Source organism: Psychrosphaera ytuae, assembly GCF_017638545.1.
GTDB classification, from domain to species: Bacteria; Pseudomonadota; Gammaproteobacteria; order Enterobacterales; family Alteromonadaceae; genus Psychrosphaera; species Psychrosphaera ytuae.
In genome coordinates, this window is sequence record NZ_CP072110.1 from 2,022,742 (window position 1) to 2,037,885 (window position 15,144).

The 15,144-nt window shown below is 43.0% G+C and carries 16 protein-coding genes; 1 reads left to right on the top strand and 15 read right to left on the bottom strand.

Going from position 1 to position 15,144, the window contains the following annotated elements:
* Nucleotides 1–15: 15 nt before the first annotated feature.
* The 9 genes from J1N51_RS09095 to J1N51_RS09135 form a co-directional block, all read right to left on the bottom strand.
* On the bottom strand, nucleotides 16–471 hold the full coding sequence (locus J1N51_RS09095; protein ID WP_208833385.1) for a chemotaxis protein CheW: 456 nt from the start codon (nucleotides 469–471) through the stop codon (nucleotides 16–18).
* Nucleotides 472–522: 51 nt separating this feature from the next.
* Nucleotides 523–2,730: a chemotaxis protein CheA gene (locus J1N51_RS09100; protein WP_208830595.1), complete on the bottom strand. Its 2,208-nt coding sequence runs from the start codon at nucleotides 2,728–2,730 to the stop codon at nucleotides 523–525.
* A 28-nt stretch (nucleotides 2,731–2,758) separates the two neighbouring features.
* Nucleotides 2,759–3,121 carry a response regulator gene (locus J1N51_RS09105; protein ID WP_208830597.1) on the bottom strand — a complete coding sequence of 121 codons (363 nt, stop codon included), beginning with the start codon at nucleotides 3,119–3,121 and terminating at the stop codon, nucleotides 2,759–2,761.
* A gap of 28 nt (nucleotides 3,122–3,149) precedes the next feature.
* Nucleotides 3,150–3,413, bottom strand: coding sequence for an STAS domain-containing protein (locus J1N51_RS09110; RefSeq protein WP_208830599.1), 264 nt, complete (start codon nucleotides 3,411–3,413; stop codon nucleotides 3,150–3,152).
* Between the two features lie 92 nt (nucleotides 3,414–3,505).
* Nucleotides 3,506–4,132 carry an SCO family protein gene (locus J1N51_RS09115; RefSeq protein WP_208830601.1) on the bottom strand — a complete coding sequence of 209 codons (627 nt, stop codon included), beginning with the start codon at nucleotides 4,130–4,132 and terminating at the stop codon, nucleotides 3,506–3,508.
* A gap of 37 nt (nucleotides 4,133–4,169) precedes the next feature.
* Nucleotides 4,170–5,078, bottom strand: a complete 909-nt coding sequence (gene cyoE / locus J1N51_RS09120) for a heme o synthase (RefSeq protein WP_208830603.1) — start codon at nucleotides 5,076–5,078, stop codon at nucleotides 4,170–4,172.
* 2 nt (nucleotides 5,079–5,080) lie between these two features.
* Entirely contained in the window at nucleotides 5,081–6,151 is a 1,071-nt protein-coding gene (locus J1N51_RS09125; protein ID WP_208830605.1) for a COX15/CtaA family protein, read from the bottom strand.
* Nucleotides 6,152–6,189: 38 nt separating this feature from the next.
* Nucleotides 6,190–6,693, bottom strand: a complete 504-nt coding sequence (locus J1N51_RS09130; RefSeq protein ID WP_208830607.1) for a hypothetical protein — start codon at nucleotides 6,691–6,693, stop codon at nucleotides 6,190–6,192.
* Between the two features lie 36 nt (nucleotides 6,694–6,729).
* A complete protein-coding gene (locus J1N51_RS09135; RefSeq protein WP_208830609.1) occupies nucleotides 6,730–7,446 on the bottom strand; it encodes an SURF1 family protein in 717 nt (238 codons plus the stop codon).
* A 41-nt stretch (nucleotides 7,447–7,487) separates the two neighbouring features.
* Here J1N51_RS09135 and J1N51_RS09140 point away from each other — a divergent pair, with 41 nt between their 5' ends.
* Entirely contained in the window at nucleotides 7,488–7,712 is a 225-nt protein-coding gene (locus J1N51_RS09140; protein WP_232842777.1) for a DUF2909 domain-containing protein, read from the top strand.
* A 9-nt stretch (nucleotides 7,713–7,721) separates the two neighbouring features.
* Here the strand turns inward: J1N51_RS09140 and J1N51_RS09145 are convergent, their stop codons facing one another.
* The 6 genes from J1N51_RS09145 to rmuC all read right to left on the bottom strand — a co-directional run bounded on the left by J1N51_RS09145 (nucleotide 7,722) and on the right by rmuC (nucleotide 15,107).
* Entirely contained in the window at nucleotides 7,722–8,603 is an 882-nt protein-coding gene (locus J1N51_RS09145) for a cytochrome c oxidase subunit 3 (protein ID WP_208830611.1), read from the bottom strand.
* A 22-nt stretch (nucleotides 8,604–8,625) separates the two neighbouring features.
* Nucleotides 8,626–9,204: a cytochrome c oxidase assembly protein gene (locus J1N51_RS09150; RefSeq protein ID WP_208830620.1), complete on the bottom strand. Its 579-nt coding sequence runs from the start codon at nucleotides 9,202–9,204 to the stop codon at nucleotides 8,626–8,628.
* Between the two features lie 20 nt (nucleotides 9,205–9,224).
* The gene (gene ctaD / locus J1N51_RS09155) at nucleotides 9,225–10,820 is read right to left on the bottom strand and encodes a cytochrome c oxidase subunit I (RefSeq protein ID WP_208830622.1); all 1,596 of its coding nucleotides are present in this window, start codon (nucleotides 10,818–10,820) and stop codon (nucleotides 9,225–9,227) included.
* Nucleotides 10,821–10,829: 9 nt separating this feature from the next.
* Entirely contained in the window at nucleotides 10,830–11,894 is a 1,065-nt protein-coding gene (coxB, locus tag J1N51_RS09160) for a cytochrome c oxidase subunit II (RefSeq protein ID WP_208833387.1), read from the bottom strand.
* A 404-nt stretch (nucleotides 11,895–12,298) separates the two neighbouring features.
* Entirely contained in the window at nucleotides 12,299–13,531 is a 1,233-nt protein-coding gene (locus tag J1N51_RS09165) for a threonine/serine exporter family protein (RefSeq protein ID WP_208830624.1), read from the bottom strand.
* Between the two features lies 1 nt (nucleotide 13,532).
* A complete protein-coding gene (rmuC, locus tag J1N51_RS09170) occupies nucleotides 13,533–15,107 on the bottom strand; it encodes a DNA recombination protein RmuC (RefSeq protein ID WP_208830626.1) in 1,575 nt (524 codons plus the stop codon).
* Nucleotides 15,108–15,144 lie beyond the last annotated feature (37 nt).

Sequence of the window (15,144 nt, forward strand, 5' to 3'; positions counted from 1 at the left end):
AATCTAATTTTTGATTTAGATTGCTAGTACTTTTTCTAGATCCAACAGCACGACCATCTTGTCACCAACATTTATTAGTCCTTCAATATAGGCTCTATTTTCTGCGTCGCCAATTTCAGGGGCCTTTTTTGCTTGTTGTTTCTCTATGTTGTACACATCTGACACGGCATCTACGACAATACCCATGATTTTGTCATGACCGTCTACTTCAACTTTAACTATGATTACTACCGTCAATTCGTTGTATTCAACGTGAGGTAATTTAAAGCGAAGTCTAAGATCAATAACTGGAACGACCGTTCCTCTTAGGTTTATGACACCTTTTACATAGTCTTCAGAGTTTGGAATCACCGTAGTTGTTTCCCAACCCCGGATTTCTTGAACCGCTAAAATCTCTATGCCGTACTCCTCATCATCCATCATGAATGTGAGGTATTGCACCAAGTCAGCATTTTCATGCTCTGGGTTCATTAAATTTATTGGTTCTGTTGTACCGCTATTTGAGCTCGCTATTTCATTCATTTAAACGGCCTCCGATAACGGTTTAGCGAAGTCGAGTCCTGCCTGACCTGGCTTTTTCAACCCGGCCATTTTCACCAGGCCTGAAATATCAACAATCAGTGAAATACTGCCTGAACCTAAAATGGTGGCGCCTGAGATACCATCCACTTTTTTATAATTTGCCTCGAGGCTTTTAATTACAAACTGTTGCTGAGCCAGTAAGTCATCCACCAACAGCCCGACCTTTTCATTGTCGCTTTCGACAACAACAAGCAAGCCGTCTTGCAGTGATTGGCATGCTTCTGGGTGATTAAATAATTCGTGTAAACGCAAAATGGGAATGTATTCTTCTCGTAGTCGCAGCACATCTACGCCACCACCGACAGAGTTAACCTTGTTCATATCAACTTGTAGTGACTCAACAATCGACACCAGCGGGATGATGTATATATTGTCACCGACTTTAACCAGTTGACCGTCTAATATCGCCAATGTCAGAGGTAACCGGATTGTAAACGTCGAGCCTACTCCTGGTTCGGAGGCGACTTCAACGGTACCATTAAGGGCATTGATGTTACGCTTAACAACGTCCATACCGACACCGCGACCGGATATGTCACTCACTTGATCGGCTGTAGAAAATCCCGGTTGGAAAATGAGTTCATTGATTTCTTGATCTGATAACCCATCAGTTTCTTCAATTAAGCCGTTAGCAATAGCTTTTTGTTTTATTTTTTCGGTATTTAACCCACGCCCATCATCAATGATTTCGATAACAATATTACCGCCTTGGTGGTATGCATTTAGAGTCACATTTCCGGTTTCGTCTTTGCCTGCAGCGATACGCTCACTGGTTGTCTCAAGGCCGTGATCGAGAGAGTTCCGAATCAAGTGAACCATAGGATCCGAAATTTTTTCCATAACGGTTTTGTCTAGCTCGGTCCCCTCACCAATTAGAGTTAGCTCTACTTGTTTGTCGAGTTTTTGAGAAATGTCACGAACTAATCTAGGAAAGCGCGAAAACACAAATGAAATGGGTAACATCCGGATCCGCATCACACTCTCTTGCAAATCTCGGGTGTTGTGTGCGAGTTGAGCTAACCCCTCTCGTAATGCAGTTAATTTACTGTGATCAAATTGTTCATCCTCACCTAGCTCATTAAGCATAGCCTGAGTAATTACTAACTCACCCACCATGTTTATCAGAGAGTCGACTTTATCGGTTCCTACGCGTATGGAGCTAGAGTCGGACTTTGATTTTTCGGTTGCTTTGGTTTTTCCCGCAACCGGTCTGAATTCGTTTTTAGGGGTTGAAGTATTTTGAGCGGTAGGTGGAGTGACGGCTCCATCATCATCTGCTTTTGCTACTGACGCCTCTGATTTTGGTGAGTCCTTCGCGACCTCATTATCCTGAGTAGGCGTTTCAGCCTTAGTAGTTTCTTTGTCGCTATCATTAACCTCTTCTGCTTCTTCCTCAAACTGAGCGACGAGCTTGACCTCTATTTTGGCGTCATCTTCGACCCACTCAAAAACCCGTAACACCTCTTCTTCAGTTTGCGTAGTATCAAGAGTGATATTCCAAGAAAAATAACAATCTTCCGCGACAAGCTCCGCCAACTCTGGAATTGATTGAACATTGGCCACCACTTCCAGCTCACCAAATTCAGCTAAATCGTCGAAGATGAATAAAGGTTCGTTACCCGTTTTAAATAAGTGGGGCTCTGGTGTGAAGTTAATGTCAAAGATATTAGTGACTTTTGTTACTGCTGGTGCTGATACGGCTTGGGATGGCTCCCCTTCTTCAGTTTCTGAATCAGAGCTAGCACCGGAAGGCGCTGCCTGTTCCGCTAAAATAGCCTGGAATTGTGCTGTGAGCTGTTTAGCATCCTCTGACTCTTGCGGCTCATCGTTTTGAATAGCACGCAACATATCACGTAAACAATCGATTGATTTGAGCATTAAATCAATATGATTGGCCTCAAGTTCTCTCTCGCCATTGCGAATTTGATCTAACAGCGTTTCAATTTCATGCGTAAACTCAGCAATCGCATTAAAGCCAAAGGTTCCACTGCCTCCTTTTATGGAGTGTGCAGCCCGAAAAATATTGTTAATAATCTCACTTTCAACCTCTCCAGGTTGAAGGTTTAACAACTCGGCCTCCATTGTTTCCAAACCTTCGAAGCTCTCGTCGATAAAAACTTCGTAGAATTGAGACAGATCTATACTCATAGCTTAATTCCTGCAGTTGGAGATTAAATTAACGAGCTACTTTTTTTATCACAGCGAGCAGTTGCTCTGGATTAAATGGCTTAACGATCCAGCCTGTCGCTCCGGCAGCTTTACCTTCACCTTTTTTACCAGCCCCAGACTCTGTGGTTAGCATAAGGATTGGAGTAAATTTAAATTGAGGTAACGTCCGTAAATTTTTTACTAACTCGATACCATCCATATTTGGCATATTGACGTCGGATATGATCACATCAAACTCTTTGTTTTTTGCCACCTCGAGAGCTTCTTGACCGTCTTTTGCTTCGGTAACGTCATACCCTGCATTTTTTAAGGTAAAACCCACCATTTGGCGCATGGATGCTGAATCATCTACAGCAAGTATTCTTTTCATTTATAATTCCTTGTCCGGTTTATGAAAATTAACTTGGTATATTTAGAACGTCTTGAACGCCTAACTGCTTGGCAGCATCGGCCAGCGGCTGACTGAGACCAGACCATTCTATTTTGTTTTCGGTGAGAGATAGTGATTTCTGAAGTGCACACAGTACTTGGATTGACGCCGTATCAGCATCAGTCACGTCACTGATATCCAGAATGATAGGTTCTGAAGATTCTAAGCTAGAGATGAGGGCTTGCGCCAACTCTTCTGCTTCACTTATATGTAACTTTGATTTGAGCTTCATCTATTCTATCGATCACCAGAAAAACCTCTTGAGATCTTAAGAATAGACCTAAATTGTTAAAAATCTAGACAATATAATTTTTATCCAAAATTTTATTGTTGAATGATTTTGAAGTCTTTAACGACAATTTCCGGCACGATAGTCGGCACTTCACCTGCTTTAACGACAGGCTTAAACATGGCGTGTATTTGACCTTGAGGATTAATCAACACGATCGAACCGCTGTGGTCCACGTAATAATTATCTTCAATGTCGTTGCTTGGAATCGAATACATTAACCCAAGGTCTCTTACCATAGGGTATAAGTCCTTGTGTTCGGCTCGTAAACCAATGATATCAGGATGAAAATAGTCTACGTATTGAGCCACCTTCGCAACCGTATCTCGCTTGGGATCGACTGAAACAAAAACGACTTGGCTGTTGTCTGCCACTTGTTTTAACTCAGGCAGTATTTGACTCAATTTCATCATGGTCATTGGACAAATGTCCGGACAGGATAAGTAACCTAAAAACAAAAAGCTCCATTTACCCTGCAATTGCTCATTGGTAAAAACACTGCCGGTGTGCGATTGCATGGCAAAACTCTTTAACCCTCGCGGTGATTTGTAAACCAAAGTTGTAGGGTCAACACTATCTTGACCCCCTTTGTACAAACTGATCCCCAAAATAAAAGAAATGAGCGCAATGATAACAACGTAAATAGATTGGCTTTTTTTCATTGATTTTAAGTACCTTAATATAACGTGTATGACATGATCACCAACGGATCAGATAAAAGTGATCTACTAACAGTGCAACAAATATTACCAACAAATGCCAAATGGAAAACTTAAATGTATCCATTGCTATCGTTGGGCTTTCTGTTGTTTTAAGACGCCAAGCATAATGCAAAAAGATGACATTGAGGATAGTACTCGAAACTAGGTAAATAAGCCCTGTCATTGCGACCAAATAAGGTAAAAAACACACCAATGTCAACAAGACCGTGTACAGCACAATGGCATTTTTGGTAAATGACAACCCATGGGTGACTGGGAGCATAGGAATATTAACACGGGCATAGTCATCTCTTCGGTGAATGGCCAGCGCCCAAAAGTGCGGTGGTGTCCACGTAAAAATAATCATAACCAGCAATAATGAAAAAGGGTGTAACTCACCCGTCATTGCAACCCAGCCTAAAAGTGGTGGCATTGCACCAGCGAGGCCGCCTATAACGATATTTTGTGGGGTCATTCGCTTTAGAAACAGGGTGTAAACAACCGCATACCCAAACAAACTCGCTAACGTTAACCAAGCAGTCAGTGGATTTATCCAAGCATAAAGCAAACCAAATCCTAATCCTGCAAGCAAAAATGCAAATCCAACCGCTTGCTCGTTGGTTACACGCCCTTTCGCGATCGGCCGATTGTATGTACGAGCCATTTTGGCATCAATTTTTTGATCTACAATATGATTCATGGCTGCTGCCGCTGCCGATAACAAACCTATCCCCAAAGATGCAATAATGAGACGTTCGCCATTTGGCCAACCCTCTTGTGCTAAAACCATCCCCACAATTGCTGTAATGACCAACATAAACACAACTTTGGGCTTAGTGATCTCATATAAGTCCTTTAACAACCCTAGTAGGGACTGACGAGGTTTAGAAACTGAACTTACTTGCATAGTTACGCTCCTTGTTCCAAAGGTAATTGTGAAGACTGAGATGACGAATTAATGTGAACGGATAACGAGGTTTTCCTTCGCGACTGAACTAGATACCAAGCAATCACAAGCGTCGCTAGTAACAACAAACCGACAAAATTGTGTGCTACCGCAACAGCTAATGGTAAGTGAAAAACCACATTTGAAACTCCAAGACTTATCTGGATAAGGGTCAACGAACCAAGACCTAAAGCCAAAGGCCTTAAACTGTGGTTTTGCCATAATCTAAGTAACAATAGTGCGATAATGCTCGTCGCAAGGATTGCACCGAATCGGTGAAGCACATGTATCGACATTCGTGCCTCGAAAGGAAAAACCCCAAATTCGTAATCGGCATGACCCGTTGGAACACTCAAGGCTTGAGATAGGTCGAACTTTTCTTGCCATCCGGGCTCACAAATAGGTAGGTCAGTGCAAGCCACCGCAGCATAATTAGCCGCGGTCCAACCGCCCAATGCGATTTGTAATACCACAACTAAAGTTGCCGCTTTAATCATCCCCAATAACAATTTGTCACCTTTTAACGGTGAAGGTTTATCTTGGATATGTTCTCGAGCTAACAATACTCTTGTTTTCAGTCGAAGAAATAACAACAAGATCAAGCAAAAGGTAGTAAAACCACCTAACAAGTGACCCATGACAACCAAGGGCATCAGATTCATAGTTACAGTCCACATCCCCAATACGGCTTGAAAGGTAACGGTCGCTAATAACGTGGTTGCCAGTTTAACGTGTTGTTTTGCTCTAAGACTTAATACCCATAACAACAGAACCAACACCCCCAAACTACCCGCAAAATAACGATGTACCATTTCGTTGCGCGCTTTTGATGCTTCGACAGGCCTTTCTGGAAAGGCCATTTCTGCAATTGCGACTTCCTCTGCTCCAGTTGGAACAGTCAGAAAGCCATAACAGCCGGGCCAATCTGGGCACCCCAATCCCGCATCCGTTAATCGTGTGAAGGCGCCTAAAATCACAACTACTGACACCAAAACTAAGGCTATTTGAGTCAATCTATATCTAATTTCCAACATATCAACCTCTTATAAGTATTATTGTGGGTTGGTTTCGGTTAACCGACGCGCGCATATTTAAGTAATTTTTTAATGTCGCTTAGGATAAACTTTGAAGTTTGAATGGTGTCTTCACGTTGCTCACTTGCTGGGTACTTCAAAACAACCTTGCCCATAGGGTCTACAAGGTAAATATGATCACCATCTAACGCACTAAAATGCTTATCTATACCTTGTGTTGCTGGGTATTTAGACAAATCAAGATCATTACTTAAGACTAGTGCCTCAACTCGTTTTTGAAGTTTGCCTAGTGCAATAAAAGTTTGATTGAGGCCGTATAGTTGTTCTGTACACAAAGTGTCACAGACTTGATTAGCGGGCTGATAAACAATGCTCCACGTAGGTAAAGATTTATCTAATTGCAAAGTCACTTCTGACTCCATAAATTGCCCTTTGTTGGTCGCTGCAGGAGTAAACCAATTGAACTGCAATGTTAAGTACGCCAGTAGCAAAGGTATTGCTGCCATTGCGACAAAAATGCTAAAGAATGACTTCGCTTTCATAATATTCCCTTCCTTTATTTGCCTTGTGCCTGTTCTTCATGTTGCTTTGCGCAAAGACGCTGCAAAAAATACAACTAACGAAAAAAACGCCAACAAAAACCATTGCAACGCATAAGCTTGATGTTTCTCAGGCGGCATCACTACTGGTGTATACAGTCTTGGGTGGCCTTTTATCGTGTTACTCTCCGCAAATACGACAATCGGTATTACGCTTTGAGGGTGGCTATATTCAATAATTGTTGATAGCGCTTGCACTCGCATGGGATACCCTTGTTCCGGTTGCGACTCACCTAGCGTAAAGGTGTCAAAATCACTCGCCTTAATTAACCCTGCCACGGTCAATACCGGTGGTAACTCAATCTTTGGTAATTCCCCTCGAGAGGAGCCTGCTGGCCACCAGCCCAAGCTAACTAAAACAACTTGTTCCGTAACAGCAACTCTGGCCGGTACCACCAATTCATATCCGACTTTGCCTTGAAACACCTTGTTGTCCAGCAACCATTGTTGTTCTCGGAAAAAATGTGCTTCAAACTTTGTATTTCTAAAATTGAGTTCTGAAATGTCATTTCGCTGAAGTTTGTCTAGTAAGCCATCTTCCGTCAAAGGCACTGCTACCTGTTGCTCTGCGATTAACCGTTGCTTTTCTTTTGCACGCTCTAGTTGCCACAAGCCCAACTTGCACAAAATAACAAAAGCCGTCAAAGTGATGACAAGTGGCCAAAAACTGAGCTTGAACGTTCTGCCTTTAATCACGGTTATTCCGCCACACCCTAACTTCTTAAATAGGTAAAACCATGGAAATAATCATAAAAATCGTCATAGTGGGGCTATTGATCAGTGTTGTTTTCAACCTTTTCAAAGCTGGTGTTGCGATGATCAAGGGCGACAAACAAGGCCGTTCAATGTCACATTTTATTGGTCGACGACTAATGTTTACTGCAGGTTTACTCCTATTACTTTTAGTTTTAATTGGGCTTGGCGTTATCGAACCAAACCCAAATCCATATCGAAGTTTGTAATTGTTTTTGTTAAAGAATATAAACAAATACAAACAGCATTAACCACACTACATCAACAAAGTGCCAATACCAGCTCGTCGCTTGGAAACCAAAGTGGTTTTCTGGCGTAAAATGGTTTTTGATGACGATGCGCAAGAACATAACGATCAACATTATGGTTCCTAAAGTAACGTGCATACCATGAAAGCCCGTAAGCAAGAAGAATGTGTTGCCATAGACACCGCTTGATAACATTAGACCCATCTCGCGATACGCGTGAATGTACTCTTCTACTTGTAAAGCTAAGAACACACAGCCTAATAAAATTGTTATACCTAACATAAAGGTAAGTTGCTTGCGCTTGTTTTGCTCTAAACCTACGTGAGCAAAATGACAGGTTACCGATGACACCACCAGAATGATGGTATTAATCAGTGGTAGTCCCCAAGGTCCCATTGCTTCTGTCGTTGTACCGTCTGGTGTTTTCACAAGTGGCCAAACAGCTTCGAAGGTCGGCCAAAGTACCTCGTGAGTCATTGCGTTGTTACTTGCGCCACCCAACCAAGGCACAGCGATCATTCGGGCGTAGAATAAGGCCCCGAAAAAGGCCGCAAAAAACATCACCTCAGAAAAAATGAACCACGCCATACCTTGTTTAAATGACCGATCCATTTGCGAGCTATACAAGCCTTCCATTGACTCATCAATTACATTTCTAAACCATCCCACCAGCATAAAAATGATGGTACAGACGCCGGCAAACAGCATATAACCGCTATAGCCAGACTCTCCCTTTGTTACGTCATTAACATAACCACCAGCGCCAAATGCAATTAAAAACAAGCCAATTGCACCGACAATGGGCCAAGGGCTTTGCGCCGGTACATAATATTTTTGATATTCAGTTGTCATAATATTGCCCTCTCTGAGCAAGCTAGTCTGCGTTCGCAAATAGTTCTGCAAAGGCGTCTTTTTCGATTTTGTTCGATATGTCAAACAAGGTATAAGACAAAGTCACCGTGGAATATTCCTTTGGTAAATCCGGATCGATATAGAACTGCAAACCTAGTGCCTCTCCATGCCCTTGTTCTAACGGCTGTTGGTTAAAACAAAAACACTCGATTTTATTAAAATAGGTTGCCGCTACACCCGGACTGACAGACGGTATTGCTTGAACCACCATGTCATTTGCAGATTGGTTTGCGACCAAAAAATTCACTTCGTGCATTTCCCCAGGATGAACTTTCATTCGCTTTACTTCTGGCGCAAAAGTCCACGGTAAATTACCTTGGGTACGTGCGATAAACTCAACGGTCACCAAGCGCTCTTTGTCTACTTGTTCCGACAAAGTGGCTGCCTGATCACTCGTTTTGCCATTTAATCCTGTGATATCACAAAAAACGTCATACAAAGGAACGAGGGCAAACCCAAAACCGAACATACACACGACCGTTAGGACTAGTTTTTTTATTAGTCTTGTGTTGTCGACTGCGTTTGGTGTTTGCTCACTCATCCTTCATTCCCCTTAAAGCGTTATTTGATCTTCGGTGGCGTTTCAAACGTGTGATAAGGCGCAGGCGATGGAATTTCCCACTCCAATCCTTCAGCACCTTCCCACACCTGATCTGTGGCTTTTTCACCGCCTTTAATGCATTTGTATACAACAGCAACAAATAGCAGTTGTGACAAGCCAAAGGCAAAACCACCAATACTTATAATGGCGTTAAAGTCAGCAAATTGAGTGGCGTAATCAGGAATGCGTCGTGGCATACCCGCTAGGCCAACAAAGTGCATCGGGAAGAACAACACGTTTACCGAAATTAACGATAACCAGAAATGTAACTTCGCCAAGCCCTCATCAAACATGTTTCCTGTCCACTTCGGTAACCAATAGTACGCTGCCGCCATAATCGAGAAGATGGCTCCTGTCACCAACACGTAATGGAAGTGGGCAACCACAAAGTAAGTGTCATGGTATTGGAAATCTGCTGGTGTAATCGCCAACATGAGCCCCGATAATCCTCCTATGGTGAATAGAACGATAAAGGCAATCGAGAACATCATAGGAACTTCGAAGGTCATAGCCCCTCGCCACATGGTTGCGACCCAGTTGAAGACCTTCACCCCTGTAGGCACTGATATCAACATGGTGAAGTACATAAAGAACAACTCGGCGGCGACCGGCATACCCGTCGTAAACATATGGTGTGCCCACACAACAAACGACAATATAGCGATGGAGGCCGTTGCATACACCATAGAGGCATAACCGAACAGTTTTTTGCGGCTAAAGGTAGGAACAATCTGTGAGATGATGCCAAATGCTGGCAAGATCATGATGTAAACCTCAGGGTGACCAAAAAACCAGAAAATGTGCTGGAACATGACAGGATCGCCACCACCTGCTGCGTCAAAGAACGACGTAGCAAAGTATTTATCCGTCAACACCATGGTTACCGCACCAGCTAACACTGGCATAACTGCAATTAGTAAAAACGCGGTAATCAACCAAGTCCACACAAATAGTGGCATTTTCATAAAGGTCATGCCCGGGGCACGTAAGTTGAAGATAGTAACGATAACGTTAATCGCGCCCATTATGGATGAAATACCCATAATGTGGACCGAGAATACGAAAAATGCGGTACTGTCATTACTGTACGTAGTAGAAAGTGGTGCGTAGAAGGTCCAGCCAAAATTAGGACCGCCACCTTCCATAAACAAAGACATTAACAAGATCAGGAATGCAAATGGAAGAATCCAAAAACTCCAGTTGTTCATTCTTGGCAATGCCATGTCAGGCGCACCAATCATCATTGGAATCATCCAGTTAGCCAAACCAACAAAGGCTGGCATGACGGCACCGAATACCATAATAAGACCGTGTACTGTGGTCATTTGGTTGAAGAAGTCAGGCTCTACAACTTGCAATCCTGGCTGGAATAACTCGGCACGAATGACCATCGCCATTGCTCCGCCGATAAAAAACATCAGCAGAGAAAACAATAAGTATAATGTGCCGATATCTTTGTGGTTGGTTGTCAATAACCAACGCATGATGCCCTTTGGAGCACCATGGTGTTCGTGATCATCGTGATGATCAACTGCGGTATTATCTACAGAACTCATGATGACCTCCTATTGTCCGTTGAGATAAGCATAAACTTGTGACGCTTGAACAACGTCTCCAGTATCATTACCCCAAGCGTTTCGCTCGTAAGTAATAATTGCGGCTAAGTCTTTTAGCCCGAGCTGCTTACCATAGCCCTGCATCGCAGTACCAGGTTTACCGTTTACGACGATATCAATGTGTGCATTCATATCTTCTAGTGCAATCTTGCTACCTTTTAACGCAGGGAAAACACCTGGTATACCTTCACCGTTAACCTGATGACAGGCTGCACAGTTTGTGATGTAAGACTTTTCGCCAACGGTCATGAGTTCGTCATATGACATATTCATCGCCAGAAGCTTTTGCTCTTCTTCTTTGGCAATGCGAGCTAACTCTTCTTGTTCTTCGACCCAGACTTTGAAGTCTGCCGGAGACTTTGCGATAACCACTATTGGCATAAAGCCATGGTCTTTTCCGCATAACTCCGCACATTGACCCCGGTAAATCCCAGGCTCATTGACTCGTGTCCAAGCCTCGTTAATAAAACCAGGATTCGCATCTTTTTTAACTGCAAACTCAGGAACCCACCACGAGTGGATTACATCGTCTGACGTTATTAAAAAACGTACCTTTTGACCGGTAGGTATGACCAAAGGGCGATCCACTTCTAGCAGGTAGTTATCTGACTTTTCACGCTGGTTAGCGATTTGTTCAGGCGCAGTAGCCAACAAGCTATAAAACTCAAGTTCGTGATCAAAGTACTTGTAATGCCACTTCCATTGAGAGCCTGTCACCTGCACCGTTAAGTCGGCGTCGCTGGTATCTTCCATTGCGATGAGTGTTGTGGTGGCGGGAATTGCCATACCGATGAGAATAATAAAAGGAATTGCCGTCCAAATGATTTCTACCTTGGTACTTTCGTGAAAGTTCGCAGGCGTAACCCCTTTAGACTTGCGATGATGGAGCATTGACCAAAACATTACTCCAAACACTAATACAGCAATGACACAGCAAATGTAGAAGATGATCATATGCAAGCTGTAAACATTTGCACTGATATCCGTCACCCCTTGCGTTAAGTTGAGACGCATTTCATCTGCTACGGCGGTATTAGCAAATACGGCAGCCAGCACTAGCCAGCTAGATTGCTTAGCAGTCACACAAAGTCCTCCATTGTTAAAAACAAAAAGAGGATTCTGTACCACTTGCACCAGAGTCATCAGTCGACGAAAAACCCACACGCTCGACTTACTGACCTTGTCCCCTGAATGTTTTTATTATTTATTGTTGTTATATCCCGAACCACATTTTGTGGTGCCGCGTTGATATGTTTATTTTTTGTTCAACAAATTTAACGTATAACGATTAATCAAGGAGTGCAAATTTTAATCGATGAAAAACGTTTGTTTGTACAAATATTAACCAACACTTGCACAAACATAGAAACGAAGATATAGAGCTTTTATTCAGTTATTCAGCAACTTAGTAAAGTTGACTACAAGCTCTTTTTAGGAGGAAGAGCGGAGTTTGCAAAGATAAGACCAGCCACAATTGACATCAAGATCACCAGTGATTGTTGTCCTGCTAACTCTGCAGAGGCAAAGCCTTCTCCGACAATATAGGAGTTGAGGCTGATAAAGGTTTTACTGCCCGGTACTAAGACAATCAGTCCCTGCATCGTGACGATTACAGCTGGTGCATTGGCAAGACGAGTAAATAAGTTACCGTATATACCAACCATGAACGCACCCAAAAACGCGCCTATCCCTAAGTCAAAATACAGTGAGCCATAATGGCTTGAACCATAGGCAACAAAGCCAATCAACAAAGACCATACAATATGTCTACGGCGAGTTCTAAAAGCAATGATTAGCGCCCAACCCAAGATAAAGATTGCAAGCCACGCTGACCATTTAGGTAAAGTTGGCTGAGCGAGATATTCCACCTCGCCAAATAAACTATGACCGATTTCTATCCCAACAAAAGCACCAAAATAAAGCTTAAATAGGATCATAACTGCATCCATTACTTTCGCGGTGCCAGAAACCAAGTGTCTAGCAGATAGTTCTTGAAGGCCAATGGTTAGAGCAAGGCCCGGTACCAAAACGATAATAGATGACAATACGGCCAAATGGATATTGATTCCAGGGTCGATATACGCCGCAATCGCACAAGCCCCTATTGCGGTCATCATCGATACCAAAGGCTCAAGCATATTAGTGATCCCTTTAGAACGCTCGGACCAAAGAATAAATACATACACCACCAAACCTAACAATGCGGACCAAATAGCGGTGTTAGCAGAGGTGTTCATCAACATGGCAAAAGCACCGCCGGTCAAGCCGTGAGATAGTGCCGTTGCCCAGCGCCCGTAGGGGTTTGGCATAAACTCAATTTCATCTAGGCGCAACTGCGCTTCTTCAACACTGAGTTCACCACCTAAAACAAGATCAACAACATCGTCGGTACGAGATAAAGAGCCCATGTCCAAATCACCCGGATCGACTCGAGCAGCATGGGTGTATTCGTCTTCGTGCCCTTCTGTCCACAATACGAAGGTCATTGACGTCGGTGAAATAATAAACGACGAACGCAATCCCAACGCATCAGCAAGCGTCATTAAATGCGCCTCAAGACGATACGCAGGGGTACCGTACTTGTGCAACATTTTTCCTAAGCGAACGATAAACTTTCGCTTTTGTTTAAACGCTTCGTGCTGGTCTTGCATACTACTTGCCTTCTGTATCCAATGACGGCTCTGACATCGTAGTTTCGCTGTCAGATTCGGTTTCAACTGCCTCTGCAATAAGCTCTAATCGCTCATGTTCGACATCTACATGGTTAGGCTCTAATTGTGGCATTGTTTTTGTGACTTTTTGCGAAATTCGAGCAAATCGCTCTACCTTGCCGGCTAAACCTTGTTTTCCTGCTAATCCTTTCACTGTGTCGTTGTATTGGTTACTTACCGTGTTTAACGTACGACCAAGCTTTTGCAAACGCTCTGCAACAACACAAACTTGATTATATATTTCACCGGCACGCTGACTTAACTCTCGTGCCTCAGTGTTGCCTTGCTCGATTCGCCACAAATTAGCGACGGTTTTGAGTATCGGCATCAAGGTTGTGTGTGACACCAAAATCACGTTTTTCTCATAGCCGTAATTAAATAAGTCTTTGCGGTGTTTCAATGCTTCAATGTAGGCTGGTTCAATTGGCATAAACATTAGAACAAAACTCGGACTTCGCAACCCAACAAGATTTGAATAATCCTTTTTAAACAGATCGTTAATATGATTTCGAACTGCATCACAATGTTCATCAAGGGCAGCGTTTAGCTCGCCTTCTGACTCGGCGGCAATGGCTTTGTCATAGGCAACCAATGATACTTTACTATCAATTACGATGTGTTTGTCATCTGGCAGCTTAATCACAAAATCAGGGAGTCGACGATTACCCTCTTCGTCTTTCATATTTTCTTGGGTGTCGTAATGAGAGCCTTTGATCAGCCCGGCTAGCTGTAATGTTCGCTCAAGCTGTACTTCACCCCAATTACCCGTCGTCTTTTTATCGCCTTTTAACGCCGTCGCTAAGTTATTCGCTTCGGCCGTCATTTGCATACCAACTTCCAGTACTTTTTTCAGCTCTGAGCTTACTGTTGCTTGGCCTTTTATCGACTCCGAATGCACTTCGTTAACGCGCTTCTGGAAGCCTTCAACCTGCTCTTTAAATGGTTTTAATATGGCATCAAGCTCTGATTTGTTGGACTGACTAAACGACTGACTCTTTTCTTCCAAGATTTTGTTCGCCAGATTAGCAAACTCAACTTTAAGCTGTTCGCGTTGCTTTTCGACCTGTAATTGCTGCTCTTCAAAGAACTGTTGTTTTTCTGTTAAGCTTGTTTTTAATTCTGCTAACTCACTGCGAACACCGGTTAACTCTTGCTGTTTTGCTTCTATTTGTTGAGTTAGCTTTTCATTTGTCTGTTTTAACTCAGTGACAAAGCTATCTCGCTCTTTTATCCGGGTATTAAGGCCACTAACCTCTGACTCTAAACGAGCAACATCGCGTTGACTGATCTGTGCTTGTGTTTGAAAATTAACTTTAACCGACTCGGTGCGCGACAACTCGTCGCTGACGGTCTGAAGTTTCTCTGCTTGAACCGTATGAGCTTGCATTAATTCAGTTAGCTCAGCCTGACGTTGACGCAACGATTTATTGATGGTTAAACGACTGATGAATAAGCCAATCGCCACGAGTAATAACACGCTTGCGATGACGTCGATTTGGTCAAATTGAAATTGCAAAACACCCACCTAATAAAAACAATGATAAGTTGACATT

Bases quoted from the DNA above. Each gene is read 5' to 3' on its own strand.
- J1N51_RS09165 (WP_208830624.1), bottom strand. From the start codon at position 13,531: ATGCAAGACCAGCACGAAGCGTTTAAACAAAAGCGAAAGTTTATCGTT.
- J1N51_RS09115 (WP_208830601.1), bottom strand. From the start codon at position 4,132: ATGAAAAAAAGCCAATCTATTTACGTTGTTATCATTGCGCTCATTTCT.
- coxB (WP_208833387.1), bottom strand. From the start codon at position 11,894: ATGCGTCTCAACTTAACGCAAGGGGTGACGGATATCAGTGCAAATGTT.
- J1N51_RS09140 (WP_232842777.1), top strand. From the start codon at position 7,488: ATGGAAATAATCATAAAAATCGTCATAGTGGGGCTATTGATCAGTGTT.
- J1N51_RS09150 (WP_208830620.1), bottom strand. From the start codon at position 9,204: ATGAGTGAGCAAACACCAAACGCAGTCGACAACACAAGACTAATAAAA.
- J1N51_RS09125 (WP_208830605.1), bottom strand. From the start codon at position 6,151: ATGTTGGAAATTAGATATAGATTGACTCAAATAGCCTTAGTTTTGGTG.
- J1N51_RS09105 (WP_208830597.1), bottom strand. From the start codon at position 3,121: ATGAAAAGAATACTTGCTGTAGATGATTCAGCATCCATGCGCCAAATG.
- J1N51_RS09100 (WP_208830595.1), bottom strand. From the start codon at position 2,730: ATGAGTATAGATCTGTCTCAATTCTACGAAGTTTTTATCGACGAGAGC.
- J1N51_RS09145 (WP_208830611.1), bottom strand. From the start codon at position 8,603: ATGACAACTGAATATCAAAAATATTATGTACCGGCGCAAAGCCCTTGG.
- ctaD (WP_208830622.1), bottom strand. From the start codon at position 10,820: ATGAGTTCTGTAGATAATACCGCAGTTGATCATCACGATGATCACGAA.
- J1N51_RS09095 (WP_208833385.1), bottom strand. From the start codon at position 471: ATGAACCCAGAGCATGAAAATGCTGACTTGGTGCAATACCTCACATTC.
- J1N51_RS09130 (WP_208830607.1), bottom strand. From the start codon at position 6,693: ATGAAAGCGAAGTCATTCTTTAGCATTTTTGTCGCAATGGCAGCAATA.
- J1N51_RS09110 (WP_208830599.1), bottom strand. From the start codon at position 3,413: ATGAAGCTCAAATCAAAGTTACATATAAGTGAAGCAGAAGAGTTGGCG.
- cyoE (WP_208830603.1), bottom strand. From the start codon at position 5,078: ATGCAAGTAAGTTCAGTTTCTAAACCTCGTCAGTCCCTACTAGGGTTG.